Source organism: Lysobacter terrestris (genome assembly GCF_014489475.1).
Classification (GTDB): Bacteria; Pseudomonadota; Gammaproteobacteria; order Xanthomonadales; family Xanthomonadaceae; genus Agrilutibacter; species Agrilutibacter terrestris.
This window is the reverse complement of the sequence record NZ_CP060820.1, coordinates 2,174,005-2,199,880: the sequence shown is the minus strand read 5'-3', so window position 1 is coordinate 2,199,880 and position 25,876 is coordinate 2,174,005. Positions and strand designations below refer to the sequence as shown.

Genomic DNA, 25,876 nt, shown 5'->3' with positions numbered 1-25,876 from the left:
CACCCGCCCTGCGGGCACCCTCCCCCCGTCGCAAGCGACGGGGGGAGGGACGTCCAGAACTGACCGGCTGAAGCCGCTACCATCGGCCCATGAACCTGCGCGACCTCAAGTACCTCGTCGCCCTCGCCGACCACAAGCACTTCGGCCGCGCGGCCGCGGCCAGCTTCGTCAGCCAGCCGACGCTGTCCACGCAGATCCGCAAGCTCGAGGACGAGCTCGGCGTCGCCCTGGTCGAGCGCGCGCCGCGCAAGGTGATGCTGACGCCGGTCGGCCGCGAGATCGCCGAACGCGCGCGCAAGGTGATCGCCGACGTCGAGCAGATGACGCAGATCGCGCGGCGCAGCCAGGACCCGGAAGCCGGCACGGTGCGGCTGGGCCTGTTCCCCACGCTCGGCCCCTATCTGTTGCCGCACGTGGTGCCGAACCTGCGCAAGCGCTTCCCGCGCCTGGAGCTGCTGCTGGTCGAGGAGAAGACCGACCAGATCCTCGCGCGCCTGCGCGACGGCCGCCTCGACGCCGGCCTGCTCGCATTGCCGATCCACGACGACCAGCTGCACGTCGAACCGCTGTTCGACGAACCCTTCCTGCTCGCGGTGCCGCAGCAGCACGCGTTCGCCAAACACGGGGCGTTGGATGTCGAGGACCTCGACGACCAGCACCTGCTGCTGCTGGAAGAAGGCCATTGCCTGCGCGACCAGGCGCTCGACGTGTGCCGCCTGGCCGGCGCCGACGAACGCGACGGCTTCCGCGCCACCTCGCTGGAAACGCTGCGGCAGATGGTCGCCGCGGGCGTGGGCATGACCCTGCTGCCGGTGCTGGCGGTGCAGCCGCCGGTGCCGGCCTCGCCCGACATCCGCCTGCTGCCGTTCCGCGGCGAGGCGCCGCACCGCGAGATCGCGATGGTGTGGCGGCGCAGTTCGGCGATGGGCGATTTCCTCAAGCAGCTGGCTGCGGAACTGCGCGCCCTGCCCAAGGCGCTGCTGAAGCCGCCGGCGCCGCCGAGCACGCGCGGCAAGCGGAGCACGGCCAAGCCGTGAGCAGCCGCGGCTGGCTGGCGCTGTTGCTGCTGGTCGCCGTCGCCGGCTGGTGGTTCTCACCGCTGTCGCCGCGCACGCCGCGTGGTTACGAACGCATCGAAGCGGCACCGGTTGCCATCACAACCGCCACGCCTGCCACGACCATGACCGCGACCGGCTGCCCGTTGCCGCCGCGCGTCGCCGCCTTCGAGGCACCGTTGCAGACCGATCCACCCGCATCCCTGCCGCCGTTCCGCCTGCGCGCGGCGACGCTGACACCGCTGGCCGGCTTCAGCATCGATGCGCGGGTGCTGTCGCGGCGCGAGTACCGCTCCGACCGCGAAGCGGCGCTGGCCCCGGTCGACCTCGCGCTCGGCTGGGGCCGCATGCGCGACGATGCGGTACTGCAACGCCTGACCATCACCCAGTCCGCGCGCTGGTACCACTACCGCTACGGCGGCGAGCCGCCGATCCCGCAACGCGAGATCGAGCGTTCGGCCGCGAACATGCACCTGATCCCCGGCAGCGCCGCGATCGCGTCCGCCTTGCGCGACGTGGACGCCGGCTCGCGCGTGCGCATCGACGGCTGGCTGGTGGAAGCGCGCGCGGCCGACGGCTGGCGTTGGCGCAGCTCGACCACGCGCGAGGACGCCGGCGCCGGCGCCTGCGAACTGATCTACGTCTGCGCGATCACCCGGCTGTAGCGTGGGCCCAGGCCCGCCTCCGGAACATCGATTGCGAATGCAGCGCCCATCGCATGACCGCATGGGATCCGCGATGGCGGAGATCCAGGTCGAAACGGCGGGCCGGGGCCCGCCCTACGCCGCAGCTTCGACGGGCGCCTGCTTCGCCTGCCCGCGCACCAGGCCGAGGAAGATGCCCGCCAGCGACAAGGCCAGACCCAGCATCCCCACCGCCCCCAGCCGCGTGCCGAACAGCAGCGCATCCCACACGTACGACAGCAGCGGCTGCAGCAGCAGGCACAGGCCGAGCACGCCGGCCGGCAGCTTCGGCATCACCCGCCCGATCACCAGCCAGCCGAACACCTGCGCGATCAGCGCGTAGGCGAACAGCGCGCTCCAGTCGCCGACACCACGCGGCTGCAACGCTTCGCCGCCGAGCAGGCTCATCGGCAACAGCAGCAGCGCGGTCAGCACGCACAGCCACCACAGCATCGCCTCGTTGGCCACGTGCGCGCGCTGCGCCTGCGCGGCGCGGAAGGCGATGAGGAAACCGCCGTACGCCACCGCGGTGCCCAAACCGAAGGCGATGCCGACGCGGAAGCGCGCGTCGAAACTTTCCCAGCCCGGCGCCAGCAGCAGCGCGAGCCCCGCCAGCGCCATCAGCAGGCCGGCCCACAGGCGCCAGCCGCCGCGTTCGCCCAGCACGAAGCTGCCGTACGCGGCGAGCGCGAACACCTGGAAGTTGCCCAGCAGCGTCGCCAGCCCGACCCCGACGTAGAGGATGCTCCGGTGCCACATCCACAGGTCGGCGGCGAAGAACACCGCCGCCAGCACCAGCAGGCCGAACACGCGCGCATCCGGTTTCCACGCGCGGCGTGCATCGGGCCGCGCCAGCCACGCCAGCAGCAACACTGCGGCCAGGCCCATGCGCCAGAACGCCGACGCCGTCGGCCCGATCCCGACCCATTTCACGAACACCGCGGACGTGCTGATCAGCACCGCCCCCAGCGCCATCGCCGCGAGCGCACTGCGCGGGTAGGCGTGGCTCATGCCTGCGCCAGCCGGTCAGTGGCTTCGATGCGCTCGGGCTCGGCGTCGGCCGCGGCGCGCCATTCGCGCAACGCGGGCAGTGCGGCGAGCGCGTCGACGTAACGCCGCGCGTTGTCGTCCATGGCCACGCCGTAGCCGAGGAAACGCATCGCCACCGGCGCGAACATCGCATCGACGATGCCGAAACCGCCGCACAGGAAATCCCCTTCCGCCGCGAATTCATCGCGCAGTTCGCGCCACAGTTGCTGGACGCGATCGATGTCGGCCTGCGCGGCGGCGTCCCAACGGTATCCGTCGGGGCGGCGGCGGCAGTTCATCGGCAGCTGCGTACGCAGCGCGATGAAGCCCGAATGCATTTCCGCCGCGGCTGCACGCGCCTTCGCCCGCACGCGCAGGTCGGCGGGCCAGCCGCGGCCGTCGAGCCAGCGCTCGTTGGCGTACTCGCAGATCGCCAGCGAATCGGCGACCACCAGGCCGTCGTCGTGCAGCACCGGCACGGTGCGCGTGGGCGACCAGCGGCCGATCGCCTCATGGAACTCCGGCGTGTCCAGGGCCAGCCGCAGTTCGTCGAAGGCGACGCCGAAATGCCGCAGCAGCAACCACGGGCGCAGCGACCACGACGAGTAGTTCTTGTTGCCGATCACGAGCAGGGGCATGGCGGGGTCCTTGGGCCAATAGGGCTTCATTGTGGCGCCTGCGCATCCGCGTAGGAGGCGGGAAATGGAACGAAGCGGCGCCGTGCATCGAAGCGTGGCGTCAGAGCAAAGGCAAAAGCGCCCCTCATCCGCCCTGCGGGCACCTTCTCCCCGCGATGCGGGGAGAAGGGAGAGCATCACATTCCCTCGCCCCGCTTGCGGGGCGAAGGCGGGCGCTTGTGCGCCATGGCGCACGCCCGACTGAACGCCCTTGCGCCATGCGCAAGGGCCGGGGGCGCAGCGAGGGACAGCGTCGCGCAGCGACGCAGGGTGAGGGGCCGTCGCGGCGGCAGTTAGAAATAGAAGCGCCCCTCATCTGCCCTGCGGGCATCTTCTCCCCGCAAGCGGGGAGAAGAAAAAATTCGGCGGGCACGCCGGAGCTATGCCGGCAACCACCCCAGGTCATCATCGGCGGCGTCATCCACCGCGGCCGCCCCTTCCCCCAGCGGCAGCGCCTCGACGATCGCGCGCGCCTGCGGCCACACCACGTCCGGCACGCACACCGCGATCACGCCGAACAGCGGCAGCTCGCCCATGCCGCCCAGCAACTGCTCGCCGCGCAGGAACACCGGGATCTCCGCGGCTTCCAGCGCATGCCGGACCAGGTGGGCGTCGATCAGGTTGGCGGCTTCGTAGACGACTTTCATCGCGGGCTCCGGCGCACGGGGCGCGAGGCCAGCATACGCCTCAGCAATGCAGCAGCGCGCGCAGCGGAATGGCCTCGGGCCAGCGCTTGCGCCCCGCCAACGCGTCGATCTCGATCACCACGCCGGCACCGATCACGCGGGCGCCGGCCTGCTCCAGCAGGCGCCGTCCGGCATCGAGCGTCCCGCCCGTGGCCAGCACGTCATCGATGAGCAGCACGCGGGCACCGGCCGGCAGGCCCTGCGCACCGATCTCCAGGCGCGCGCTGCCGTACTCGAGGTCGTAATCCACGCCGATGGTCGGCGGCGGCAGCTTGCCGACCTTGCGCAGCGGCACGAAGCCGGTCTGCATCGCCAGCGCCATGGCCGAGCCGAAGATGAAACCGCGCGACTCGATGCCGCAGACCGCGTCCACCGGCACGTCGCGCCAGGGCGCGACCAGGGCGGTGATGCAGCTGGCGAAGCCGATCGGGTCCGCCAGCAGCGGGCCGATGTCCTTGAAGACGACGCCGGGCTTGGGGAAGTCGGGGACGTCGCGGATCAGCTGGTCGAAGGCAGGCATGGGCGCAACCGCGGAACAGGGAGGCCGATGGTATCGGGGGATGCCGCACGTCGGGGCCACGGCAGGTCCACGCGAGCGTTTTTCGCCCGCGGCCGGGCATGGCGATGGCCGCGTGCGGGCCATCCGCGACCCCGCGCGAGCGCACCGGCGTCCGCGCGCGAGCCGCACGCGCCTGCCGCCGGGCATCACCCTGCTCGCGGGCGAGCCTGCCTCGCCCGCGCGCGAAGCTCCCGGTGCCCGCACGCGGGCACCGCCTTGCCCGCGTGCGGGCCCGCCGCGCCCGTGCGCGAGCGTTTTCCGCCCGTTCGCGGGCCTGCGGATGCTCGGCCGAGGGCGAAAAACGCTCGCGTGAGGGCACTGGAACCCGTGCCACGGGCCACGGACACGCTGGGGCCGCCTTTCGCGGGCCGCGGGCGCGGCAGCAGCTATGCAGTAACTCACTGCCGTCGCGGGCCGGTCGCTGGCGCGGCATCCGCCATCCGGCGATCCAATGCCGTCGTGGGCCGGCATCGGGTCACCCGCTGACTCGGTGACGACGCCAGCCAGCTAAACTTCGCGTTCTCCCTCGCCGCCGCCGTCCTGAATGTCCGCCACGCCGAACACTGCCGCCCCGTCCCCCGCTCCGGAGAAGAACGACTTCATCCGGCAGATCGTTCGCGAGGACCTCGCCAGCGGCAAGCACGCGGCGATCAAGACCCGCTTCCCGCCCGAGCCCAACGGCTACCTGCACATCGGCCACGCCAAGGCGATCTGCCTGGACTTCGGCGTCGCCCGCGAGTTCGGCGGCGAGTGCAACCTGCGCCTGGACGACACCAACCCGGCCAAGGAAGACCCCGAGTACGTCCGCGCCATCCAGGACGACGTGCATTGGCTCGGCTTCGAGTGGCACGACCTGCGCCACGCCTCCGACTACTTCGACGTGCTGTACCTGGCCGGCGAGAAGCTGATCCGCCAGGGCGACGCCTTCGTCTGCGATCTCACCCCGGAACAGATCCGCGAGTACCGCGGTACCCTGACCGAGCCCGGCCGCAACTCGCCGTACCGCGACCGCAGCGTCGAGGAAAACCTCGACCTGTTCCGGCGCATGCGTGCGGGCGAATTCCCCGATGCCTCGCGCACGCTGCGCGCGAAGATCGACATGGCCAGCGGCAACATGAACCTGCGCGACCCGGCGCTGTACCGGATCAAGCACGTCGAGCACCAGAACACCGGCAACGCCTGGCCGATCTACCCGATGTACGACTTCGCCCATTCGCTCAGCGATGCGGTCGAAGGCATCACCCATTCGCTGTGCACGCTGGAGTTCGAGGACCACCGCCCGCTGTACGACTGGTGCGTGGACAAGGTCGACCTCGCGCATTCGCCGGAGCTGGTCGCGCCGCTGACCACCAAGGGCCTGCCGTTCGAGGCGAGCAAGCCGCGTCAGATCGAGTTCTCGCGCCTGAACTTCAACTTCCTGGTGATGAGCAAGCGCAAGCTGCTCGCCATGGTCACCGAAGGCTTGGTCGACGGCTGGAACGACCCGCGCATGCCGACCCTGCAGGGCATCCGCCGCCGCGGCTACACGCCGTCGGCGCTGCGCCTGATGGTCGACCGCGTCGGCATCAGCAAGCAGAACTCGCTGCTCGACATCTCGATCCTCGAAGGTGCGCTGCGCGACGACCTCGATGCGCACGCGCCGCGGCGCATGGCGGTGATCGATCCGCTCAAGCTGGTGCTGAGCAACCTGCCGGAGTCGCACGAGGAGTCGCTGACCTTCTCGAATCATCCCAAGGACGCTGCGCAGGGCGAGCGCCAGGTGCCGTTCGCGCGCGAGCTGTGGATCGAGCGCGAGGACTTCGAGGAAGTGCCGCCGCCGGGCTTCAAGCGCCTGACCGTCGGCGGCGACGTGCGCCTGCGCGGCGCCGGCATCATCCGCTGCGACGAGGTGGTGAAGGACGCCGACGGCAAGGTGATCGAACTGCGCTGCACGCTCGATCCCGAATCGCGTCCGGGCATGGAAGGCGCCAACCGCAAGGTCAAGGGCACCATCCACTGGGTCAGCGCCAGGCACGGCGTGGAAGCCGAAGTGCGTTTGTACGACCGCCTGTTCGTGGTCGCCGATCCGGACAGCGAGGAGGGCGGCAAGACCTACAAGGACTACATGAATCCGGATTCGCGCCGCGTCGTCACCGGTTACGTCGAACCGGCGGCCGCGCAGGCGGCGCCGGAGCAGTCGTTCCAGTTCGAGCGCATCGGCTATTTCGTCGCCGACCGCTACGACCACGCGCCCGCCAAGCCGGTGTTCAACCGCAGCGTCACCCTGCGCGACACCTGGTCGGGCAAGGCCTGATAAGCGTTCACTGACTTTGCTGCGTACTCGCAGCGCAGCGCTTTTCTCCTCCCCTTTGCGCGCAGCGCAAGGGGGAGGCCGGGAGGGGGTCGCTTCTGCTCTGTTGTTTTTCAAGCAGTGGCAAAAGCCCAAAGCCCCCTCCCCAACCCTCCCCTTCGCCTATGGCGAAAGGAGGGAGTGAAATGCACGCGCCAGTGGCGCGTACTCGCCCTTCCTCGCTGCCTGCGGCGAAAGGGAGGGAGCAGAAGCACCGCAGTCCGGCGCACGACATGCTCCGCATCGCGCCATTCAACACCGGAGGGAAGCCCATGCGTCTGGCATTCGCACTGATCGTCGCCCTGCTGCTCTCGCTGACCGCGTGTGCGGCGCCGGCCACCAACGGCGGCGCGCAAGCGCAAGCCGACGCGGCGCAAACCGCGCCGACGGCCAGCGCGCCCGACGCCGCCGCGCCCGTTGCACAGACACCGCAAGCCAGGCCCGACAAGCCGATGCGCACCGGCGGCCCATTGCCGGCCGATCCGGTCGAGCCGGCGACGCCCAGAAGCGACAGGAGTGTCGAAGTCGACTTCAGCTGCAAGCGCGACGCCGACTGCGCGGTGAAGAACGTCGGCAACTGCTGCGGCTACTACCCCGCTTGCGTCAACCGCGACAGCCCGACCGATCCGCAGGGCGTGCAGGCGCAGTGCGCGAAGAAAGGCATGATGTCGGTGTGCGGCTTCCAGGAAATCTCGTCCTGCAGCTGCCAGGCAGGCCGCTGCGAAGGCCACTCCGCCAACCTCAACCCGATGGTGCAGTGATGCTGTACGCGCAGGTCCACCTAACCCTGCCCGCCTGGGTCCACGACGGCGTCGACACGGCGCGCGCCTATGCGAGCGACGACGACAAGGTCGCGCTGGCGATCGATCTGTCGCGCATCAACGTCGAGGAGAAAAGCGGCGGTCCGTTCGGCGCCGTGGTGTTCGGCCCCGACGATCGCGTGATCGCCGTGGGCGTCAACCGCGTGGTGCCGCATACGTGTTCGGTCGCGCACGCGGAGATGATGGCGTACATGCTCGCGCAACAGCGCACCCAACGGGTGCGCCTGAACCGCGACGACGCCGACCAGCCGCTCGGCCCGATCACCCTGGCCACCTCGTCGCAACCGTGCTGCCAGTGCTACGGCGCGACGGTGTGGGCCGGCATCGACCGCCTGCTGATCGGCGCACGCAGCGAGGATGTCGAAGCACTCACCGAGTTCGACGAAGGCCCGCTGCCCGCGGACTGGATCGGCGAACTCGAACGCCGCGGCATCGCGGTGACGCGCGACGTGCAGCGCGAGGCCGCGTGCGCGGTGCTGCGCGCCTATGGCGAAGCCGGCGGCGACCGCTATTGATCACAAGACTCCACTGTCGTTCCGGGCGCGGCGAGGAACCTGCTGCCCTGGCCATTCGCCGGGGATGCAGATCCCTCGCTGCGCTCGCGATGACATCTTCTGGTATCAAACATGAGTGACGCCCTGTTCTGCTGGTGCCGCGCCGGCTTCGAGCCCGAGCTTGCGGCGGAACTGTCCGAGCGCGCGGCCTACGCGAACGTGCCCGGCTACGCCCGCACCCAGCGCAACAGCGGCTTCGTCGAATTCGTGAGCGAGGATGCGCCGGCGCTGTCGCGCGCCCTGCCCTTCGCTTCGCTGATCTTCGCGCGGCAGAAGCTGCTGCGCCTCGCCGATCTGCACGGCGTCGATCCGAAGGACCGCATCACCCCGATCCTCGCCGCACTCGAGGCAACTCCGCGGCAGCTGTTCGGCGAACTGTGGGTCGAGCATCCCGACTCGGACGGAGGCAAGCCGCTCGCCGGTCTCGCCCGCAGCTTCGGCAACGCGCTGCGCCCGGCGCTGCGCAAGGCCGGCTGGCTGGCGCGCGCGGACGACGCCGGCAAGCCGCGCCTGCACGTGATCTTCCTCGCCGGCGACCACGTCGTGCTCGCCCTGGGCGATCCACGCGACGGTTCGCCGTGGCCGCTGGGCATCCCGCGCCTGCGCATGCACGCCGATGCGCCCAGCCGCTCCGCGCTGAAGCTCGAGGAAGCACTGCTCACCCTGCTGGGCGACGACGAACGCCAGCGCCTGCTGCGCGACGGCATGCGCGGCGCCGACCTCGGTGCGGCGCCCGGCGGCTGGACCTGGGTGCTGGTGCGCAATGGCCTGCACGTGACCTCGATCGACAACGGCCCGCTGCGCCAGCACCTGCTCGACAGCGGCCGCGTCGACCACCTGCGCGCCGACGGCTTCCAATGGCAGCCGAAGGCGCCACTGGACTGGATGGTCTGCGACATGGTCGAGCAACCGCGCCGCGTCGCCGAGCGCATGGCGACCTGGCTGCGCGAGGGCTGGTGCCGGCACGCGATCTTCAACCTCAAGCTGCCGATGAAGAAGCGCTGGGACGAGACGCGGCTGTGCCTGCAGTTGTTCGAACAGCAGGCGCACCGCCCGCTGCAGATACGCGCGCGACAGCTGTTCCACGATCGCGAGGAGATCACCGTCTTCGCGACCACGCGCGGCGGCTGAACCATATCGAAGCGCGGGGTGCTGACGCATGGAGCGCTGACGCGCTGCTCACATGCGTGAACGCAAGGCACACCGCAGGCGCCGCAGTCTGAAGCATGGGGTATCGAAGCGCGGGGTGCTGAAACGTGGGGCGCTGACGCGCTGCTCACATGCGTGAACGCAAGGCACACCGCGCGCGCCGCTGTTGACGCCTGATTGACCGCGATGGGACTAGCGTGCGGCCCGGAACCCACTCCGGAGCCAGCTCATGACCCATCGCCACCATCACCTGCTGCTCGCCCTGGTCGCCGCGCTCGGCGTCGGCGGCTCCGCCTTCGCCCAATCGGCCGCACCGGCCAAGCAGACCGCCGAGGACAAGGCGGCCGCCGCCACCGAGGAAGCCCGGGCGGCGCGCGCGAGCGCCAAGTCCGCGCAGTCGGCCGCGCAGACGGCGGCGGACGTTCGCGACGCCGGCGCAGCGACCGCCACTGGCGCGATCGCCGCCGATGCGCATGCGCAGGCCGCGCACGACTCTTCCGTGAACGCCAATGCCGCGGCCAACGAAGCCGTCACGGCGGCACAACAGGCGCAGGGCGCCGCAAGCGTGGCGGAAGGCGGCGGCAACCCGGTCGCGGCCGCGGTCGAGGCGCGGGAGGCCGCGCGCACCGCCAGCAACGCCAGCGCGAAGGCCGCCGACGCCAGCGCCCAGGCCCAGGACGCCCTCGCGGCCACGGCGCAGGCGACGACGACGCCTCCGCCCGAACCGTCGCCCACTGCGGATACGCAGGCCACGGTCACGACCAGCAACGATGCGTCGGCGGCGATGCCATCGGCCACGATGGGCACGGCGACCGGCGCGCGCACCACCGCGGTGTTGCCGAGCGCGAACGTCACCGTCACCTCGCACCCGGGCGATCCGATCGCCGCCGGTTACCGGCCCGAATTCCGCGCCCTCGACGTCGACCAGGACGGCCTGCTCTCGCGCCGCGAAGCCGGGCGGAATGCGAAGGTGCAGCAGCAGTTCGCCGCGCTCGATGCGGACCACGACGGCAAGCTGTCGCGGACGGAAACGGAGAGCGTGATCAACTGAGGCGCGCTCCCGCTACCGCGAAGTCGACCCACGGGTCGCCTGCTCCCATCGCAGGCAGGCATGCGCGAACGCCCCACACGGGGCGTTCGCTCTTTCCGTCACAGGCCGGCGGCGCGGCGCCAGAACGCATGCCGCAAGGGCGGCAGCTTCCCCACCAATCCCAGCAATGGCCCGCGGGCGAGCGTGGCAAGCAGGTCGTCGTTCGAGAACAGGCGGTTGATGCCGTCGAACGAATACGCCGCGACCGCGTTCTCGCTGCGGCGTTCGCGTGCCCAGCGCGCGAGCGGCGCCGCCGCGCCCGGGTCGCGTCCCGTCGCCTGTTGCCGCTGCAGCACGCCGCGCAGGGCGGCGACATCGCGCAGGCCCAGGTTCACGCCCTGCCCGGCCAGCGGATGCACCACGTGCGCGGCGTCGCCGATCACCGCGACGCGGCCAGCGACGTGCGCCTGCGCGAGCTGGCGGCGCAGCGGGAAGGCCACCCGTTTGGACACGCCGGTGAGCGCACCGAGGGTGCCGGCGAACGCGTGTTCGAGTTCGCGCAGGAACGTCGCGTCGTCGACCTGCTGCAGTCGCACCGCTTCGGTTTCCGGCAGGGTCCACACGATCGAGCTGCGGCGACCGTCGCCACCGAACGGCAGGAACGCGATCGGCCCGGTCGGCAGGAACCGCTGCCAGCAGGCGGCTTCGTGCGGGAGTTCGTGGTCGACGAAGGCGACCAGGCCGTTCTGGCCGTAATCGTGGGTGTAGGTGTCGATGCCGGCGAGCGCGCGCAGCTTCGAATCGCCGCCGTCGGCCGCCAGCACCAGCCGCGCACGCAGGCGCATGCCGTCGCCGAGTTCGAGCGTCGCCTGGTCGGCGTCCTGCTCCAGCGCCACCAGCTGCGCGGGGCACAGCACGCGCACGCCGGCGCCCGGCAGCGCCTGCCACAGGCGATCCACGAGCAGGCCGTTCTCGACGATCCAGCCGAGTTCGCGCCGGCCGAAGGCATCGGCCTCGAAGCGCAGCGCGTCGCCACCCGCCGCATCCCACACTCGCATGCCGCGATACGGCTGCACGCGCGCATCGGCGATTGCTTTCCACACGCCCAGCTCGTCGAGCAGCGCGGTGTTGTCGGGGGCGAAGGCGTAGACGCGCAGGTCGGGCTGCTCGGCGCGCCACGGCGCGGGTTCGCGCGCTTCCACCAAGGCGACGCGCCAGCCGTCGCGTGCGAGCGCCAGCGCCGCGGCGGCGCCGACCACGCCGGCGCCGACGATGGCGACATCGATGGGATCACGCCGGCTCATGCCACGCCCTCCGCCGGTGCGTCACCGCGGCACAGCGCCGGCACGTCGCCGCGATAGCCCATCGCGGCGCCGACCAGGAAGGCCTGCGCCGCAGGCAGGCGGTCGGCCGCGAACAGGCCGAGGCTGCGCAACGGCCGCAGCAGCGAGGATTCGTTGGCGGTGAAGCGCGCCAGGCCATCGGAGAAGGCGACGGTGCGTTCGCGATCCTCGCGGCGGCGTTCGGCGTAGTGCGCCAACAAGGCGGGAACGCCGCAATCGAAGCCGGTGCGGTCGTTTCCGTTCTGGCTGCATCCGGCTTCGATCAGTTCGGCCAGCGTCAGCGCATCGCGCAGGCCCAGGTTGAAGCCCTGCGCACCGACCGGATGGATGGTCTGCGCGGCATTGCCCACCAGCACCGCGCGCGGTGCAGTCAGTGCCTGCGCCAGCACGCGCGTGACCGGGTACGCGCTGCGCGGACCGCAGCCGAGGAAGCGGCCGGCACGCCAGCCGAAGGCCTGCTGCACGCGGGCGAGGAAACCGGTGTCGTCCAGCGCGGCCACGGCTTGCGCATCGTCGTTGGCAACGCCGTGCACCAGGCCGTAGCTGCGATCGCCGCGCGGCAACAACGCGGTGGGCCCGTCGCGGCCGAAGCGTTCGTACGCCGTGCCATCGGGCGCGCGTTCGCAACGCAGCCGCGTCACGAACAGGGTCTGTTGGTAGTCGTGTTCGTCCGCATCGATGCCCAGCGCCGCGCGCACGCCGCTGCGGGTGCCGTCGGCGGCGACGAGCAGGCGGGTGCGCAGCACGCGTTCGACTTCGACCGCGCCTTCCGCTCCCTGCCGCATCGCCACGCGCACGCCGCGCGTATCCGCGCCGGTATCGACCAGGCCGACGAAGCGCACGGGGCGGTAGCGGCGCACGCGGATCAATTCCGCCAACCGCGCTTCCAGCGCTTCGCCGAAGTCGCGCGCGATGACCACCCGGCCGAATTCGTCGCGTCCGTACGTCGCCGCGTCCAGCACGGTGCGGCCGAAGTCGCCATTGCGGCTGACATGGATGCGCCGGATCGCGCCGGTCGGCGCGCGCAGCTTCTGCATCACCCCGAGCGCGGTCAGCGCGTTGACGGTGGCCTCGGCGAAGCTCAGGTTGCGCTCGTCGAACACCGCGGGCAGCGCACCGGGCGCGGCGGCTTCGACCAGGCCGACATCGAGGCCGAGGCGGTCCAGGGCGATGGCCAGGCTGGCGCCGACCAGCCCTCCGCCGATGATGAGTACGTCGTGCAGGGTGTCCTCGCCTGCGGGCGAGGCGGACACCGGGGGCGGGTCGGTCTGGGGCATTGCGTTATGCTAACGGACCCACGGCCGGCACCGGCCCAGACAGACCAGGCCCTCGCCATGAATCGTCCCGCATCCTCCTTCGCGCCCGGCCCGCTCGTGCTCGGCGCCATGATCCTCGTCGCCGCCCTGACCCGCGTGGCGCCGCACCCGTGGAACTTCTCGCCGGTGGAAGCCATCGCCCTGTTCGGCGGCGCCTACTTCGCTTCGCGCTGGCTCGCCGTGCTGGTGCCGCTCGCCGGCCTGCTCGTCTCCGACCTGGCGCTGTCGCAGATCCACGGCGGCACCTATGCCACCTATTTCGGCAGCACCAGCTTCTGGCTGGTCTATGCCTGCATCGCGCTGTCGAGCGTGCTCGGCTTCGGCCTGCGCGGCAAGGTCAACGGCCTGCGCGTGCTCGGCTTCTCGCTGGCCGGCTCGGTGCTGTTCTTCCTGGTCACCAACTTCGCTGCGTGGATCGGTTCGTCGATGTACCCGCAGAACGTGGCCGGCCTGATGGCGGCGTACGTCGCCGGCATCCCGTTCTTCCAGGGCACGCTGCTGGGCACGCTGTTCTTCTCGGCGCTGCTGTTCGGCGGCTTCAGCCTGCTGCGCCAGCGCGTGCCGGCGCTGCGCGCGCAGACGGTCTGAGCGCGACGACCACAACGCCGTGGGCAACCGTCTTTCCAAGATCTACACCCGGACCGGCGACGACGGCACCACCGGTCTCGGTGACGGCAGCCGCGTCGGCAAGGACTCGGCGCGCGTATCCGCCTACGGCACGGTCGACGAAGCCAATTCCTGCATCGGCCTGGTGCTCGCCAGCGAGCTGCCCGACGACGTGCGTGCGCTGCTGGTCGCGGTGCAGCACCAGCTGTTCGACCTCGGCGGCGAGCTGTGCATTCCCGGCCACGCCGCGATCTTCGAGGCGGACATCGAACGCCTCGAAGCGCAGCTGGACGCCTTCAACGAACCGCTGCCGCCGCTGAAGGACTTCATCCTCCCCGGCGGCGGCGAAGCCGCGGCGCGCTGCCACATCGCCCGCACCGTGGTGCGCCGCGCCGAGCGTGAAACGGTCAACCTGGCGCGGCACGACGCGGTGCGCCCGGAGGCCGTGCGCTACCTCAACCGCCTCTCCGACCTGCTGTTCGTGCTGGCCCGCGTGCTGGCACGCGCCAGCGGCCACGGCGAAGTGCTCTGGAACCACGAACGCCGCAAGGCCTGAGCGCCATGGACGCGCGGCGTAACGCTTCACGCGCGACGCCCTTGCTTCCCGGTTACGCTCGCCGGATCCACCACGCAATCGGCCACGCGCTTGCGCTTCTACACCCACCCCGCCTGCCTCCTGCACGACACCGGCGCGGTCCATGCCGAACGTCCGGCGCGCCTGGAAGCCGTGACCGGCGCGCTGCGCGGGGCGTTCCCGCAGGTCGAATGGATCGACGCGCCGCGCGCCACGCGCGGGCAACTGCTGCGCGTCCACGACGACGGCCTGCTGGGGCTGGTGCTGGACACGCCGGTCGGTGCGACTTCCATCCCCCTCGATCCCGACACCGTCCTGTCCAAGGGTTCGGCGGAAGCCGCGTTGCGCGCCGCCGGCGCCGGTGTCGCCGCGGTGGATGCGGCGATGGCCGCCGCGCTGCACCACGACCGCCTTCCCGCGCGCGCCTTCTGCGCGGTGCGGCCACCCGGCCACCACGCCACCGCCTCGGTCGCGATGGGCTTCTGCCTGTTCAACAACATCGCCGTGGCCGCGGCGCACGCCCTGGACGCGCACGGGCTGTCGCGGGTAGCCGTGGTCGACTTCGACGTGCACCACGGCAACGGCACCCAGGCGATCTTCGACGGCGATCCGCGCGTGCTGTACCTGAGCTCGCACCAGATGCCGCTGTACCCGGACACCGGCTACGCCAACGAGCGCGGCGTCGGCAACGTGGTCAACGCGCCACTGCGCCCGGGTTCGGGTAGCGACCCCTTCCGCGCGGCATGGAGCGACACCCTGCTGCCGGTCATCGACGCATTCCGTCCGCAGCTGCTGCTGGTCTCGGCCGGCTTCGACGCGCATCGCCTGGACCCGCTGGCGCAGCTGCAGCTGGAGGCCGACGACTACGCCTGGCTCACCACGCAGCTGGCGGCGCTGGCCGACAAGCACGCGCGCGGCCGGGTGGTATCGATGCTGGAGGGCGGCTACGACCTCGACGCCCTGCGCGAGTGCAGCGTGGCGCATGTGCGGGCGTTGATGGAGCGCTGAGTTGGCAACCCGCGCGACTGCTTTTCGGGCGCCACATAAAAAAACTCTCCCCCCGCCTGGGCTGCGGGGAGAGAGCGGGTCTTTCGGTAATCGGGACTTTCTGTTCTAGGCGATGACTTAGATCATCGGCGCCGGGGTTGCCGGCATGGCAGCAGCGGCCTTCTTCGAAGCGCGCTTCTTGGCAGCCTTCTTCGCCGGACGCTTGGCAGCCTTCTTGGCAGCCTTCTTCGCCGGACGCTTGGCAGCCTTCTTGGCGGCCTTCTTCACGGTCTTCTTGGCAGCCTTCTTGGCGGTCTTCTTGGCGGCCTTCTTGACGGTCTTCTTGGCAGCCTTCTTCGCCGGACGCTTGGCGACCTTCTTGGCAGCCTTCTTCACGGTCTTCTTGGCGGCCTTCTTGGCGACCTTCTTGACCGCCTTCTTGGCGGCCTTCTTCACGGTCTTCTTGGCGCCAGCCTTCTTGGCGACCTTCTTCGCAGCCTTCTTGGCGGCGGGCTTCTTCTTAGCAGCTTTCTTCATGGCCATGGTATGGCTCCTCGTCAGTTGTGAAACATGCCCGTGAGGGCGTCGGTCTTTCGGGTCAACAACAGCCCAGTTCAAAACCTGCCGCGGGCGAACCCGCGACCAAACGCCGGTGCGCCAGGCGCACCAAAGCGAATCCCTTTCCCATCAGCACAGGCCGGCTCGCCCGTGCCCGATGGGTTGGCCCGGCACCGCCCCCGAAGGCGCGAACCAGGCCGATTCCAGACGATTCCCCAACCGTGCCGCAAACAAAAACCCGATCCGCTTTGGGCGAACCGGGTTGGATGCGGTCACTCGTTTGCGTGTAGGTGAGCTGCGTTTTCGCAAAGGACAGGACGCCAACGTCCACCGTTTTATTGTTGCGGGCGGAGGTCCGTTTCTTACCGTGCGTTGTCGCGATCGCTCTACTCACTTTATTCCGCAGGAATCATCTGCTGGGCGAAACCTAATCACGGTTTTTTGCCATGTCAACAAGCTGACGCAATTTTTTTTCAGGCGCGGTTCCGGCCTGTCCGTCGCCGATGGCAGTCGGCGGCGTTCGCGCGCCGCGGCCATTGCGCATCACGCGCGTCGTCGCTGCGCGCAACGTTTCGACAAAGCACATAAAAAAAGGCATTTCGCGAAATGGGAAACAGCGCTTGCGGCGCGCACGCGTAATGCGGCGCCGCGTTCGCGGATGCCGCCGGCCGATGGGCAACGACCGTTCCCGCGCTCGCAACGCGCCGACGACCGGCAGGTCGATTTGGCGTCGCACAAGTCCGTTTGCGCGAAAACTGCGCAAACTTTTTCCGCCGACGCAGGGGTGCGCAGTGCAGGCGATGACGCCCGATGGAAGGAACTCGCGCGTGCTTGCGGTGCTGCCGGCGGGTGGCGAATGGAGCTCGCGCGCATCACCGCCGCCCTGGATGCGGATGCCGCGAAGGCGCACCCGGCGCATGCCACCCGCACCGGCACGCGACTCCGCGTGCACGCGTCGCCGCGGATGCGCGCCGCGCAGAAACGACGATGCCGGCGCGGTTGCCCGGCCGGCATCGTGGTTTCCATGCTCGCCGCGTGGCGCGGCGGGACGGCGCGACCTCAGTGGTCTTCGTCTTCCAGCAGTTCGGCGTAGTCGTCCGGAGCCAGCAGTTCGTTGAGCTGGTCGGGCTCCTCGATCTGCAGCGTGAACAGCCAGCCTTCGCCGTAGGCGTCCTCGTTGATGGTCTCCGGCTTGTCGGCGAGCGCGCTGTTGACCGCGGTCACCGTGCCGCTGACCGGCGCGTACACATCGGACGCCGCCTTCACCGACTCGACCACGGCGCAGGCATTGCCGGCTTCGACGCGGTCGCCCACGTTCGGCAGTTCGACGTAGACCAGGTCGCCGAGCAGGCCCTGTGCGTGATCGGAGATGCCGACGGTCACCTTGCCGTCGCCTTCGACGCGCGCCCATTCGTGGGACTTGAGGAACTTGAGGTCGCCGGGGATCTCGCTCATGTGGGGTGCTCCGTTGCTGTGCGTCGAACGTGTGTGGGGGTTGGGGTGCGCCGGTGCCGGCGCGTGGGAACGTAGTGTAACTAAGCGTGGGCGCGCCGGATCAAGGCGCGCCCGGTCCGTCAGATGCCTTCCTGCACCTTGCCTTCGCGCACGAACGGAAACTTCACGACGCGCACCGGCACTTCCTTGCCGCGGATGTCGACGCGGACGTTGCCCGGCGCGCCGGCCGGCACGCGCGCGAACGCGATCGCCTTGCCCAGCGTCGGCGAGAACGTACCCGAGAGGATCTCACCGTCGCCGTTGGCGGTGAGCACCTTCTGGCCGTGGCGCAGCACGCCCTTCTCGTCCATCACCAGGCCGATCATCTGCGTCGGCACGCCGTTTGCTTTCTGCGCCTCGAGCGCGGCGCGGCCGGTGAAGTCGCGCGGCTGTCCATCGGCCTGGTCGTCGAGCGCGACGGTCCAGGCCAGTGCGGCCTCGTACGGCGACACGGTCTCGTCCATGTCCTGGCCGTAGAGGTTCATGCCGGCTTCCAGGCGCAGGGTGTCGCGCGCACCCAGGCCGGCCGGCTTCACGCCGGCGGCGAGCAGGGCGTTCCAGAAGGCGACGGCCTGCGCTTCGGGCACGACGATCTCGAAACCGTCCTCACCGGTGTAGCCGGTGCGGGCGACGAACACATCGACACCCTCGGTGGTCTTAGCCTCGCCCGCGGCGAACTTGCCTAGCTTGGCGATGGCGGCGCGGTCTTCCTCGCGCAGCAGGCCCAGTACCTTCTCGCGCGCGGTCGGGCCCTGCACGGCGATCATGCCGAACTCGGGGCGCTCGGCGACGCTGACGTCGAAGGCCTGCGCCTGCTTGGTGATCCACGCCAGGTCCTTGTCGCGGGTCGCGGCGTTCACCACCAGGCGGAAGAACTGCTCATCGCGGAAGTAGACGATCAGGTCGTCGATCACCCCACCCTGCTCGTTGAGCATGCAGGTGTACAGCGCCTTGCCGGGGACCTTGAGCTTGTCGACGGAATTGGCGACCAGGCGGCGCAGGAAGTCGCGCACCCTGGCGCCGCGCAGGTCGACCACGGTCATGTGCGACACGTCGAACATGCCCGCGTCCTGGCGCACCAGGTGGTGCTCGTCGATCTGCGAGCCGTAGTGGATCGGCATGTCCCAGCCGCCGAAGTCGACCATCTTGGCGCCGAGGGCGCGATGGGTGTCGTTGAGGATGGTCTTCTGGGTCATGGGCGGAGAGGCATCGTGGGGAAACCGCGATTATCCCAGATGCCCGCTCCGCTTCGTCATGACCGCTTCTGGCATGAACGGCCTGGCGGCTTGCCGCGGCAGAACCTACGCCACCGCATCGTCGGCGCTCAGCCGACGGCTTCCACCGTGAGCGTCATGCCATCGGTCGCCACCACGCGCACCGGCGTCCCGGCCGCCAGGTCCGGCCCGGCCACGTCCCAGTACGCATCGGCGATCTGCACGCGCCCGCGGCCCTGCACGATGGCGCGTTCCAGCGGCACGACCTGACCCACCAGCGCATCGGCGCGGCGGTTGAGCGTCGGCTTGTCACTCGCGCGCGCCCGGTCACGGAACCAGCGCCGGTACACCTGGATCGAGATGAAGCTGAGCACGACGAACAGCGCGACCTGCGCCAGCAGCGGCACGTCGAACAGCAGCACCACCACGAACACCGCCGCCGCGGCCAACCCCAGCCACAACAGGAACGCGCCCGGCGCCAATGTTTCGGCGGCGATCAGCACGAGCGCGAGCGCAGCCCACCCGACTACCTGCCAGTCCCAGCGCATGGCTCAGGCTCCCCGGCCGGGGAGCGGCGGCGGATTCTTCGCGGCCTGGCCGGCCATCGATTCCTTCGCCAGTTCGGCGATGCCGGCCAGCGAGCCGATCACGCCGGCGGACTCCATCGGCATCATCACGAACTTCTGGTTCGGCGCCTCGGCCAGCGCCTTGAACGCCTCGATGTACTTCTGCGCGACGAAGTAATTGATCGCCTGGACATTGCCCTGCGCGATCGCGGTCGACACCAGTTCGGTGGCCTTGGCTTCGGCCTGCGCCAGGCGCTCGCGCGCCTCGGCCGCGCGGAACGCGGCCTCCTTGCTGCCCTCGGCTTCCAGGATCACCGACTGCTTCTCGCCTTCCGCCTTCAGGATCGCCGCCTGCCGGAAGCCCTCGGCCTCGAGGATGTTGGCGCGCTTCTCGCGCTCGGCCTTCATCTGCCGCGCCATCGAATCGACCAGGTCGCGCGGCGGCTGGATGTCCTTGAGTTCGATGCGGTTGACCTTCAGCCCCCACGGGTGGGTTGCCGCGTCCACCGCCAGCAGCACCTTGGTGTTGATCTCGTCGCGCTTGGACAGCGACTCGTCCAGGTCCATCGAGCCGATCGCGGTACGGATGTTGGTCATCACCAGGTTGAGGATGGCGACTTCCAGTTGCGCCACTTCGTACGCCGCCTTGGCCGCGTCGAGCACCTGGAAGAACACGATGCCGTCGACCTTCACCACGGCGTTGTCCTTGGTGATGACGTCCTGGCTGGGGACCTCCAGCACCTGCTCCATCATGTTGATCTTGCGGCCGACGCCCTGGTAGATCGGCACCAGGAAATGCAGGCCCGGCGTCAGCGTGTGCGTGTACTTGCCGAAGGCCTCCACCGTCCATTCGTAACCCTGCGGCACCATGCGGACGGCCTTGAACAGCACGATCACGCCGGCGAACAGCAACACGGCGGCCAATAGCGAACCCAACGTCATCTGCGTCCCCTCCCTGAATGTGCGGCCAGTATAGGGCGGGCTTCCCGACGCCGCCGGCGCGCCGCCCGCCCCTGCGAACAGCACGTGCGACGGTTTGGGCTCCGGGCGCATCCTTGTCATTCGGATGCCCACGACCTCCTCCCTTCCGACTTCGCACGCGCCCGCGGCGCCCGCTTCGCCGCGGACCGGCTTCGCCATCGACGTGCCCGACAGCCTGCTCGCCCGCGCGCGCGCCGGCGAGCAGGCGGCGTTCGAGCAGTTGTACCGCTGGTTCGAGCGGCCGGTGTTCACCCTGGCGCTGCGCATGTGCGGCGACCGCGAGGAGGCCGCCGAGGTGCTGCAGGACACGATGCTGAAGGTGCTGAACCGGGTCGCGGAATTCCGCGGCGGCGGCAGCCCGTTCTGGGCGTGGTTGCGGCAGATCGCGGTCAACGAGGCGCTGATGCGGCTGCGCAGCCGGCGCACGCACGGCGAAGTGGCGATCGAGGACGAACACGCGCTGGAAGACCACGCGCCGCCGCCCCCGGCCGCCGCCGATGCCGCGCAATTGCAGCGCGCGTTGGCGCAGCTGCCGGCCATGACCCGCAGCGTGCTGTGGCTGTACCACGCCGAGGGCTACACCCACGAGGAGATCGCGGTGCTGATGCAGCGCACGGCGAGCTTCTCCAAATCGCAGCTTGCGCGCGGCGGGCGTCGCCTGCGCCAGCTGCTGGAATCCAACCCGCCCGCCGAGACCGCGCGCAGCGCAGGCAACGCCGCGGTCGCGACATTCGAGGTGCGTCATGCCTGACTTCATTCCTTCCCCAGCGAGCGACGGCGCGCCGTGCGGCTGGGACGAAGCCTTCGCGGCACTGCCGCAGGAAACACCACCCGGCGATGGCTGGTCGCGCATCGCCGCCAAGCTCGATGCCCACGCATCGCGCCGCGTCGCCGCGCGTCGCGAGCGCCGCACCAACTGGCTGGTCGGCATGGCCAGTGCCGCCGTCCTGGTGCTCGCGGCCTGGTCGCCGCTATCGCGTTGGCTGCAGAACGATGGCAGCGCGGCAACGGCCACCATCACTGCCACGGCGACGCCAGGATCGCGCGGACCGGCCGCGCCGGTGCAGGTCGACGCGCGTACGGACACGAATGCGCGCACCGAACGCGCGGCCGCAACCAGGCAGACGGCACCAGACGCGATCGCAGCGGTCGAACTGGTCCAGCCACGAAACGAACGCAGCCCGCACGTCGCCGCAAGGCGTTCACAGGGCGCCCGGGAGCGGGCGATGCCGGACGCGCAGGCAACGGAAACGCGGGCGTCGCCGTCTCCGGCGCAACCCGATGTCGCCGCTTCGATCGCAGCGGCGACCACCGCGGCGACAGCCGACCCCCTGCCTCAGCTCAAGACGCAGTCCGCGCAGCTTGAAGCGCTGGTCGCCATGGCCCGCGACGACCGCGTTGGCAACGCCAGCAACCAGCTGCTCAGCAGCGAGCTCGATGCGGGCATCGCCGTCGTCGATGCCGCGCTGTCCCAGGCCGACGTGACCGCGCCGCGCCAGCAGGAGCTCTGGCAACAGCGTGTCGACCTGCTGCAGCAGCTTGCCGGCGTCGAAGCCACCTCGCGCTGGTTGGCCGCGCAAGGCATGTCCAACGAAACCCTGCTGGTCAGCGTCGACTGACGCCAGCCGACACCCGTTCACCGAACCGAATCCATGCGGAGATCCCGATGAAACGTCCCACGCCCATCCTGGCCGTCATGGCCTCCGCGGTTGCACTGGCGCTCGCCTTCGGCGCACTCGCGCAGGCGGCGCCCGACGCCGCCAAGCAGAAAGAACTCGCCGATGCCCGCGAGGAACTGCAGCGCGCAGCGAAGCGCGTGGCCGAACTGTCGCGCGACCTGGGCGGCACCCCGGACATGGTCATCGAACGCCGGCTGATGCGGCGGCCCGTGCTCGGCGTGATCCTCGAAGGCGACGACAACGCGGGCGTGCGCATCGCGGCGGTCACGCCGGAAAGCGGCGCGGCCAAGGCCGGGTTGCGCGCGGGCGATCGCATCACCGCGATCGAGGGCAAGGCGCTCGCCGGTACCGACGGCGACGCGCGCCTGGCCGATGCGCGCGCACGCCTGCGCACGCTGGACGACAAGACCCCGGTCGCGCTGGGCTACCTGCGCGAAGGACGCAGCGCCAGCGTGAAGGTCACGCCCAGCGCCGGCGACCAGGTGCTGATGCTGCACGGCGGCGAGGGCGCGTTCGAATTCAGCGGTGGACCGCTGATCCATGTCGATCCACAAGCCCGCGCCCACGCCGAGGCGCGCACGATCCGCATCGCCCCGGCCGGTGTGGCGCCGCAGATCCGGCGCGAGATCATCCGCGAGCAGCTGTGCGAGGACGGCGATTGCCGCCTGCCGGCGCTGGCGGAGGCCTTCCGCTGGAACGGCCTCAACCTGGCGTCGGTCGACAAGGACCTTGGCCGCTACTTCGGCACCGACAACGGCGTGCTGGTGCTCAGCATCCCGGAAGGCATGGGCGGACTGCGTCCGGGCGACGTGGTGAAGAAGGTCGACGGCAAGGTCGTGAACACACCGCGCGAAGCCATGGCGGCGGCGCACGCGCACGCGCCGGGCAAGGCGGTGCCGGTGGAATACCTGCGCGATCGCAAGCTGCTCAACACCACGCTGACGATGCCCGAACGCGCGATGCTGCGCCTGCCGGTTCCGCCGGCCCCTCCGGCGCCGCCCGCACCGCCGTCGTCGCCTCGCGCCGCGGTGCCGCCCGCACCGCCAGCTCCGGCGGCGCCGATGCTTCCGCCTCCGGCACCGCCCGCGCCCCCGGAAGCGCCGCTGCCGCCACCGCCGCCGGCGCCGCTCACGTTGCTGTGAGGAAACACCCGGCGAAAAAAGAGCCCCGTGCCGTTGCCGGCGCGGGGTTCAACTTTTCCGGAGAGAGTGTTGCGGACAGCGGTGAAGCAACCGTGCGGATCACGCGTTACTTGGTAAGGATCAACTTGTCGTTGCGGGTGTGCCGCAGCCGGTAGGTTTCACCGCCGTGGCGGATCAGCACCTCGCGTGTGCCGCGCAACAACGCGTTGCTTTCGATCGACGGATTGGGATGCAGCCCCGGCGCCGGTACGGGATCGGTGCGCTGGGGACGGGCGACAAGGTGCAGGACGGGACGCAAGGGCATGGGCGGGTCTCGTTCGGGCTGGCGATCAAATGATAATAATTCTCATTTGAGTTGCAACCCCCCAGGGCAGGACCGTGCCCCGGGCTCAAGCCCCTAGGCCGCGGCCGCCTCCACCCGCGCCCATGCGTCTTCGCCGAGCGCTTGGTACAGCTCCAGCGCCGCGAGGTTCTGCAGCAGCTGCTCCACCCGGCTGGCACCGAGGATCACGCTGGAGACATGCGGGTTGCGCAGGCACCACGCGATCGCCAGCGTCGCCGGCGCGTGGCCGAGCTCCCGGGCCGCCGCCGCGAAGCGCGCCGCGCGTTCCATGCGGTGCGCCTCGCCGTCGCCGACGACGATGCGCTTGAGCCAGCCCATGCCTTCGCGATCGAGCCGCGCCTCGCCGGCGCCGGCTTCCGCGTACTTGCCGGTGAGCAGGCCCGAAGCGAGCGGCGAGAAGGTGGTCGTGCCCAGGCCGAGTTCGGCATACAGCGGTGCGTATTCCAGTTCGACGCGCTCGCGGTTGAGCAGGTTGTACTGCGGCTGCTCCATCGTCGGCGCGTGCAGGCCAGCCGCGCGCGCGACCCGATGTGCCTCGCGGATCAGCGCCGCCGGCCATTCCGACGTGCCCCAGTACAGCACCTTGCCCTGCCGGATCAGCGCATCCATCGCCCACACCGTCTCTTCGACCGGCGTGTCCGGATCGGGCCGGTGGCAGTAGTACAGGTCGAGGTAATCCACGCGCAGGCGCTTGAGCGCGGCATGGCAGGCATCGGTGACGTGCTTGCGCGACAGGCCCTTCTGCGTGGGCCGCGGATCCGCCGCCGAGCCGAACAGCACCTTGCTCGACACGCAGTAGCCGTCGCGCGGCAAGCGCAGGTCGGCGATGACGTCGCCCATCACGGTCTCCGCCATGCCGTTGGCGTAGCCCTCGGCGTTGTCGAAGAAGTTGATGCCGTGGTCCCACGCCGCGGCCACCAGGTCGCGCGAAACGCCGCGTCCGACCTGCGCGCCGAAGGTAAGCCAGGCACCGAAGGACAGGGCCGAGAGCTGCAGGCCGGAAGAGCCGAGGCGGCGATATTGCATGTGAGGGCCTGCCAATGCGTGGGAAGTAGGTCGCGCCGGGGCTGAGGCTGCGCCGGGCAAGGAAGAGCGAGGAAGTGTATGTCGATACACGCCCGAGTGATGACGCTGGCCGGCGCAGCCTCAGCCCCGGCCCTTCGGGTTGCACCTCAGGGCCCGCCATGCGGCGCCGCGTACCTTGACCTTGCAGTCAGCAAGGCGCTGCGGCACGCAGCACCACCTGACGGGCCCTGAGGTGCAACGCGACCTGCTTCCCACGCATTGGCAGGCCCCCACTCCGTGAAATCGATCGCGATGGCGTGCATGCTACCGCCGCCCGTCCCGCCCCCGGAGACACCAGTGCAGGCCTTGGTCCGCCAGATCCGCGACACGCTGCGCCTGCTGTTCGCCCAACCCGACGAGGTGATGCGGGAAGTCGGTTCCGGCGGCGAACTCATCGCCGCGCGCGTGCGCGCGGTCATCGCCCTGCTGCTGCTGGTGCTGCCGCTGATCAACGCGGCCAGCGGCGGCAGCATCCGCGAGACCATGATCGGCCTGGGCGGCGCGGTGTTCGTCAACGTCTTCGCCCAGGTCTGGCTCGCGCTGGCTCGCCGGCACCGGCAGCACCGCTGGTTGCCGTTCGCCAGCTCCGCCTTCGACGTCACTGCCGCGACGCTGGTGTTGGCCATGCTCGCCATGAACCACCTGCCGTCCGGGCTCAACAGCATGGTCGTGTGGTGTGGCTACCTGCTCGCGCTGGTGCTCACCGCGCTGCGCGGCGATGCCCGGGTCACGTTGTTCGCGGGGGGCCTGGCCCTGTTCGAATACTCGGCGCTGGCCTTCGTCGCGATCGCCTCGGCCACCTCGCCGGAACAGCTGATCTCCGCCGACTACGGCGCGGTCACGATCGGCACCCAGGCGCAGCGCGTGGTGCTGCTGGCGATCACCACCCTGATCACGGTGATGGTGACCTTCCGCATGCAGCGCGTGGTCGAGATGTCCGGCACCGACGGCCTCACCGGCCTGCCCAACCGCGTGTGGCTGCTGCATCGCGTGCCGCGCGTGATGGACACGGTGCAGCGCGACGGCAGCAGCCTTTCGCTCGCGCTGATCGACCTCGACCACTTCAAGCGCGTGAACGACGAGGCCGGCCACCGCGCCGGCGACCGCGCGCTCAAGCATGTGGTGTCGATCCTGCGCGAGGGCGCCGAACCGGGCGAGAACCTGGTGCGCATCGGCGGCCAGGAATTCGTCCTGCTGATGCGCAAGCCGATCGGCAGCGCTTGGGAGCGCGTCGAGCACCTGCGCCGGCAGCTGCTGCAGCGGCCGTTCGAACCCGAGCGCGGCGGCGAGCCCTTCCGTCTCAGCCTCAGCGCCGGCATCGCCACCTACCCGCAGGAAGGCGCCGACCTCTCGCGCCTGCTGCGCCGCGCGGACCAGCGCCTGCAGGAAGCCAAGCGCGAAGGCCGCAACCGGGTCGTCGCGCGCGACGGCTGAAC

At 70.2% G+C, this 25,876-nt stretch carries 28 protein-coding genes; 15 read left to right on the top strand and 13 right to left on the bottom strand.

The genetic code is table 11. The annotated features are described in order from the left end of the window. Nucleotides 1-89 precede the first annotated feature (89 nt). On the top strand, nucleotides 90-1,037 hold the full coding sequence (locus H8B22_RS10085; protein ID WP_187711300.1) for a LysR substrate-binding domain-containing protein: 948 nt from the start codon (nucleotides 90-92) through the stop codon (nucleotides 1,035-1,037). Next, nucleotides 1,034-1,720 (top strand): hypothetical protein, encoded by a 687-nt coding sequence (locus H8B22_RS10080; RefSeq protein ID WP_187711299.1) that lies wholly within the window; start codon nucleotides 1,034-1,036, stop codon nucleotides 1,718-1,720. The genes H8B22_RS10085 and H8B22_RS10080 overlap by 4 nt, the downstream gene beginning before the upstream one ends. Nucleotides 1,721-1,834: 114 nt before the next feature. Here H8B22_RS10080 and H8B22_RS10075 read toward each other — a convergent pair whose 3' ends face one another. The 4 genes from H8B22_RS10075 to H8B22_RS10060 form a co-directional block, all read right to left on the bottom strand. After that, nucleotides 1,835-2,749: a DMT family transporter gene (locus tag H8B22_RS10075; RefSeq protein WP_187711298.1), complete on the bottom strand. Its 915-nt coding sequence runs from the start codon at nucleotides 2,747-2,749 to the stop codon at nucleotides 1,835-1,837. Then, nucleotides 2,746-3,405 (bottom strand): glutathione S-transferase family protein, encoded by a 660-nt coding sequence (locus tag H8B22_RS10070; protein WP_187711297.1) that lies wholly within the window; start codon nucleotides 3,403-3,405, stop codon nucleotides 2,746-2,748. Before H8B22_RS10070 ends, H8B22_RS10075 begins: the two co-directional genes overlap by 4 nt. Nucleotides 3,406-3,824: 419 nt before the next feature. Then, nucleotides 3,825-4,091 carry a putative signal transducing protein gene (locus H8B22_RS10065; RefSeq protein WP_187711296.1) on the bottom strand — a complete coding sequence of 89 codons (267 nt, stop codon included), beginning with the start codon at nucleotides 4,089-4,091 and terminating at the stop codon, nucleotides 3,825-3,827. Between the two features lie 40 nt (nucleotides 4,092-4,131). Next, a complete protein-coding gene (locus tag H8B22_RS10060) occupies nucleotides 4,132-4,650 on the bottom strand; it encodes an adenine phosphoribosyltransferase (RefSeq protein ID WP_187711295.1) in 519 nt (172 codons plus the stop codon). Nucleotides 4,651-5,233: 583 nt separating this feature from the next. On the opposite strand from H8B22_RS10060, the gene H8B22_RS10055 reads away from it, so the two are divergent. The 5 genes from H8B22_RS10055 to H8B22_RS10035 all read left to right on the top strand — a co-directional run bounded on the left by H8B22_RS10055 (nucleotide 5,234) and on the right by H8B22_RS10035 (nucleotide 10,593). Next, the gene (locus H8B22_RS10055; protein ID WP_187711294.1) at nucleotides 5,234-6,982 is read left to right on the top strand and encodes a glutamine--tRNA ligase/YqeY domain fusion protein; all 1,749 of its coding nucleotides are present in this window, start codon (nucleotides 5,234-5,236) and stop codon (nucleotides 6,980-6,982) included. A gap of 506 nt (nucleotides 6,983-7,488) precedes the next feature. Continuing rightward, nucleotides 7,489-7,779, top strand: a complete 291-nt coding sequence (locus tag H8B22_RS10050; RefSeq protein ID WP_407060848.1) for a hypothetical protein — start codon at nucleotides 7,489-7,491, stop codon at nucleotides 7,777-7,779. Beyond that, the gene (locus tag H8B22_RS10045) at nucleotides 7,779-8,354 is read left to right on the top strand and encodes a nucleoside deaminase (protein ID WP_187711293.1); all 576 of its coding nucleotides are present in this window, start codon (nucleotides 7,779-7,781) and stop codon (nucleotides 8,352-8,354) included. Before H8B22_RS10050 ends, H8B22_RS10045 begins: the two co-directional genes overlap by 1 nt. Nucleotides 8,355-8,465: 111 nt before the next feature. Then, a complete protein-coding gene (gene rlmM, locus H8B22_RS10040; protein WP_187711292.1) occupies nucleotides 8,466-9,524 on the top strand; it encodes a 23S rRNA (cytidine(2498)-2'-O)-methyltransferase RlmM in 1,059 nt (352 codons plus the stop codon). A gap of 247 nt (nucleotides 9,525-9,771) precedes the next feature. Then, on the top strand, nucleotides 9,772-10,593 hold the full coding sequence (locus H8B22_RS10035) for an EF-hand domain-containing protein (RefSeq protein ID WP_187711291.1): 822 nt from the start codon (nucleotides 9,772-9,774) through the stop codon (nucleotides 10,591-10,593). Between the two features lie 98 nt (nucleotides 10,594-10,691). Here H8B22_RS10035 and H8B22_RS10030 read toward each other — a convergent pair whose 3' ends face one another. Both H8B22_RS10030 and ubiH read right to left on the bottom strand, forming a co-directional pair. Next, the gene (locus H8B22_RS10030) at nucleotides 10,692-11,876 is read right to left on the bottom strand and encodes an FAD-dependent oxidoreductase (protein WP_187711290.1); all 1,185 of its coding nucleotides are present in this window, start codon (nucleotides 11,874-11,876) and stop codon (nucleotides 10,692-10,694) included. After that, the gene (ubiH, locus tag H8B22_RS10025; RefSeq protein WP_187711289.1) at nucleotides 11,873-13,192 is read right to left on the bottom strand and encodes a 2-octaprenyl-6-methoxyphenyl hydroxylase; all 1,320 of its coding nucleotides are present in this window, start codon (nucleotides 13,190-13,192) and stop codon (nucleotides 11,873-11,875) included. The genes H8B22_RS10030 and ubiH overlap by 4 nt, the downstream gene beginning before the upstream one ends. A gap of 57 nt (nucleotides 13,193-13,249) precedes the next feature. Between ubiH and H8B22_RS10020 the strand changes: the two genes are divergently transcribed. The 3 genes from H8B22_RS10020 (at nucleotide 13,250) to H8B22_RS10010 (ending at nucleotide 15,419) form a co-directional block, all read left to right on the top strand. Next, nucleotides 13,250-13,819 carry a DUF6580 family putative transport protein gene (locus H8B22_RS10020; RefSeq protein WP_208456888.1) on the top strand — a complete coding sequence of 190 codons (570 nt, stop codon included), beginning with the start codon at nucleotides 13,250-13,252 and terminating at the stop codon, nucleotides 13,817-13,819. 19 nt (nucleotides 13,820-13,838) lie between these two features. Next, the gene (locus tag H8B22_RS10015) at nucleotides 13,839-14,393 is read left to right on the top strand and encodes a cob(I)yrinic acid a,c-diamide adenosyltransferase (protein ID WP_187711288.1); all 555 of its coding nucleotides are present in this window, start codon (nucleotides 13,839-13,841) and stop codon (nucleotides 14,391-14,393) included. A 90-nt stretch (nucleotides 14,394-14,483) separates the two neighbouring features. Next, on the top strand, nucleotides 14,484-15,419 hold the full coding sequence (locus H8B22_RS10010; protein WP_187711287.1) for a histone deacetylase family protein: 936 nt from the start codon (nucleotides 14,484-14,486) through the stop codon (nucleotides 15,417-15,419). Nucleotides 15,420-15,536: 117 nt separating this feature from the next. On the opposite strand, the gene H8B22_RS10005 is transcribed toward H8B22_RS10010, so the two are convergent. Then, the gene (locus H8B22_RS10005; protein WP_187711286.1) at nucleotides 15,537-15,941 is read right to left on the bottom strand and encodes a hypothetical protein; all 405 of its coding nucleotides are present in this window, start codon (nucleotides 15,939-15,941) and stop codon (nucleotides 15,537-15,539) included. A gap of 172 nt (nucleotides 15,942-16,113) precedes the next feature. Here H8B22_RS10005 and H8B22_RS10000 point away from each other — a divergent pair, with 172 nt between their 5' ends. Then, nucleotides 16,114-17,049 carry a hypothetical protein gene (locus H8B22_RS10000; RefSeq protein ID WP_187711285.1) on the top strand — a complete coding sequence of 312 codons (936 nt, stop codon included), beginning with the start codon at nucleotides 16,114-16,116 and terminating at the stop codon, nucleotides 17,047-17,049. On the opposite strand, the gene gcvH is transcribed toward H8B22_RS10000, so the two are convergent. The 4 genes from gcvH to H8B22_RS09980 all read right to left on the bottom strand — a co-directional run bounded on the left by gcvH (nucleotide 17,016) and on the right by H8B22_RS09980 (nucleotide 20,172). Next, on the bottom strand, nucleotides 17,016-17,411 hold the full coding sequence (gcvH, locus tag H8B22_RS09995; protein ID WP_187711284.1) for a glycine cleavage system protein GcvH: 396 nt from the start codon (nucleotides 17,409-17,411) through the stop codon (nucleotides 17,016-17,018). The genes H8B22_RS10000 and gcvH overlap by 34 nt on opposite strands. Before the next feature lie 119 nt (nucleotides 17,412-17,530). Continuing rightward, complete coding sequence (gene gcvT / locus H8B22_RS09990) at nucleotides 17,531-18,646, bottom strand: glycine cleavage system aminomethyltransferase GcvT (RefSeq protein ID WP_187711283.1); 1,116 nt, start codon at nucleotides 18,644-18,646, stop codon at nucleotides 17,531-17,533. A 128-nt stretch (nucleotides 18,647-18,774) separates the two neighbouring features. Next, on the bottom strand, nucleotides 18,775-19,212 hold the full coding sequence (locus H8B22_RS09985) for an NfeD family protein (RefSeq protein ID WP_187711282.1): 438 nt from the start codon (nucleotides 19,210-19,212) through the stop codon (nucleotides 18,775-18,777). A gap of 3 nt (nucleotides 19,213-19,215) precedes the next feature. Next, the gene (locus H8B22_RS09980; RefSeq protein WP_187711281.1) at nucleotides 19,216-20,172 is read right to left on the bottom strand and encodes an SPFH domain-containing protein; all 957 of its coding nucleotides are present in this window, start codon (nucleotides 20,170-20,172) and stop codon (nucleotides 19,216-19,218) included. A gap of 124 nt (nucleotides 20,173-20,296) precedes the next feature. Between H8B22_RS09980 and H8B22_RS09975 the strand changes: the two genes are divergently transcribed. From H8B22_RS09975 to H8B22_RS09965, 3 genes are read left to right on the top strand one after another with little or no spacing between them, the layout of a single operon-like run. After that, on the top strand, nucleotides 20,297-20,962 hold the full coding sequence (locus H8B22_RS09975; RefSeq protein WP_187711280.1) for an RNA polymerase sigma factor: 666 nt from the start codon (nucleotides 20,297-20,299) through the stop codon (nucleotides 20,960-20,962). Further along, the gene (locus H8B22_RS09970; protein ID WP_187711279.1) at nucleotides 20,955-21,830 is read left to right on the top strand and encodes a hypothetical protein; all 876 of its coding nucleotides are present in this window, start codon (nucleotides 20,955-20,957) and stop codon (nucleotides 21,828-21,830) included. The genes H8B22_RS09975 and H8B22_RS09970 overlap by 8 nt, the downstream gene beginning before the upstream one ends. Before the next feature lie 47 nt (nucleotides 21,831-21,877). Continuing rightward, complete coding sequence (locus H8B22_RS09965) at nucleotides 21,878-23,032, top strand: PDZ domain-containing protein (protein ID WP_187711278.1); 1,155 nt, start codon at nucleotides 21,878-21,880, stop codon at nucleotides 23,030-23,032. A gap of 106 nt (nucleotides 23,033-23,138) precedes the next feature. On the opposite strand, the gene hemP is transcribed toward H8B22_RS09965, so the two are convergent. Both hemP and H8B22_RS09955 read right to left on the bottom strand, forming a co-directional pair. Then, nucleotides 23,139-23,336 (bottom strand): hemin uptake protein HemP, encoded by a 198-nt coding sequence (gene hemP / locus H8B22_RS09960; protein ID WP_187711277.1) that lies wholly within the window; start codon nucleotides 23,334-23,336, stop codon nucleotides 23,139-23,141. Between the two features lie 93 nt (nucleotides 23,337-23,429). Continuing rightward, nucleotides 23,430-24,401, bottom strand: coding sequence for an aldo/keto reductase (locus tag H8B22_RS09955; protein ID WP_187711276.1), 972 nt, complete (start codon nucleotides 24,399-24,401; stop codon nucleotides 23,430-23,432). Nucleotides 24,402-24,737: 336 nt separating this feature from the next. Between H8B22_RS09955 and H8B22_RS09950 the strand changes: the two genes are divergently transcribed. Next, nucleotides 24,738-25,874: a GGDEF domain-containing protein gene (locus H8B22_RS09950; RefSeq protein WP_187711275.1), complete on the top strand. Its 1,137-nt coding sequence runs from the start codon at nucleotides 24,738-24,740 to the stop codon at nucleotides 25,872-25,874. Nucleotides 25,875-25,876: the final 2 nt, after the last annotated feature.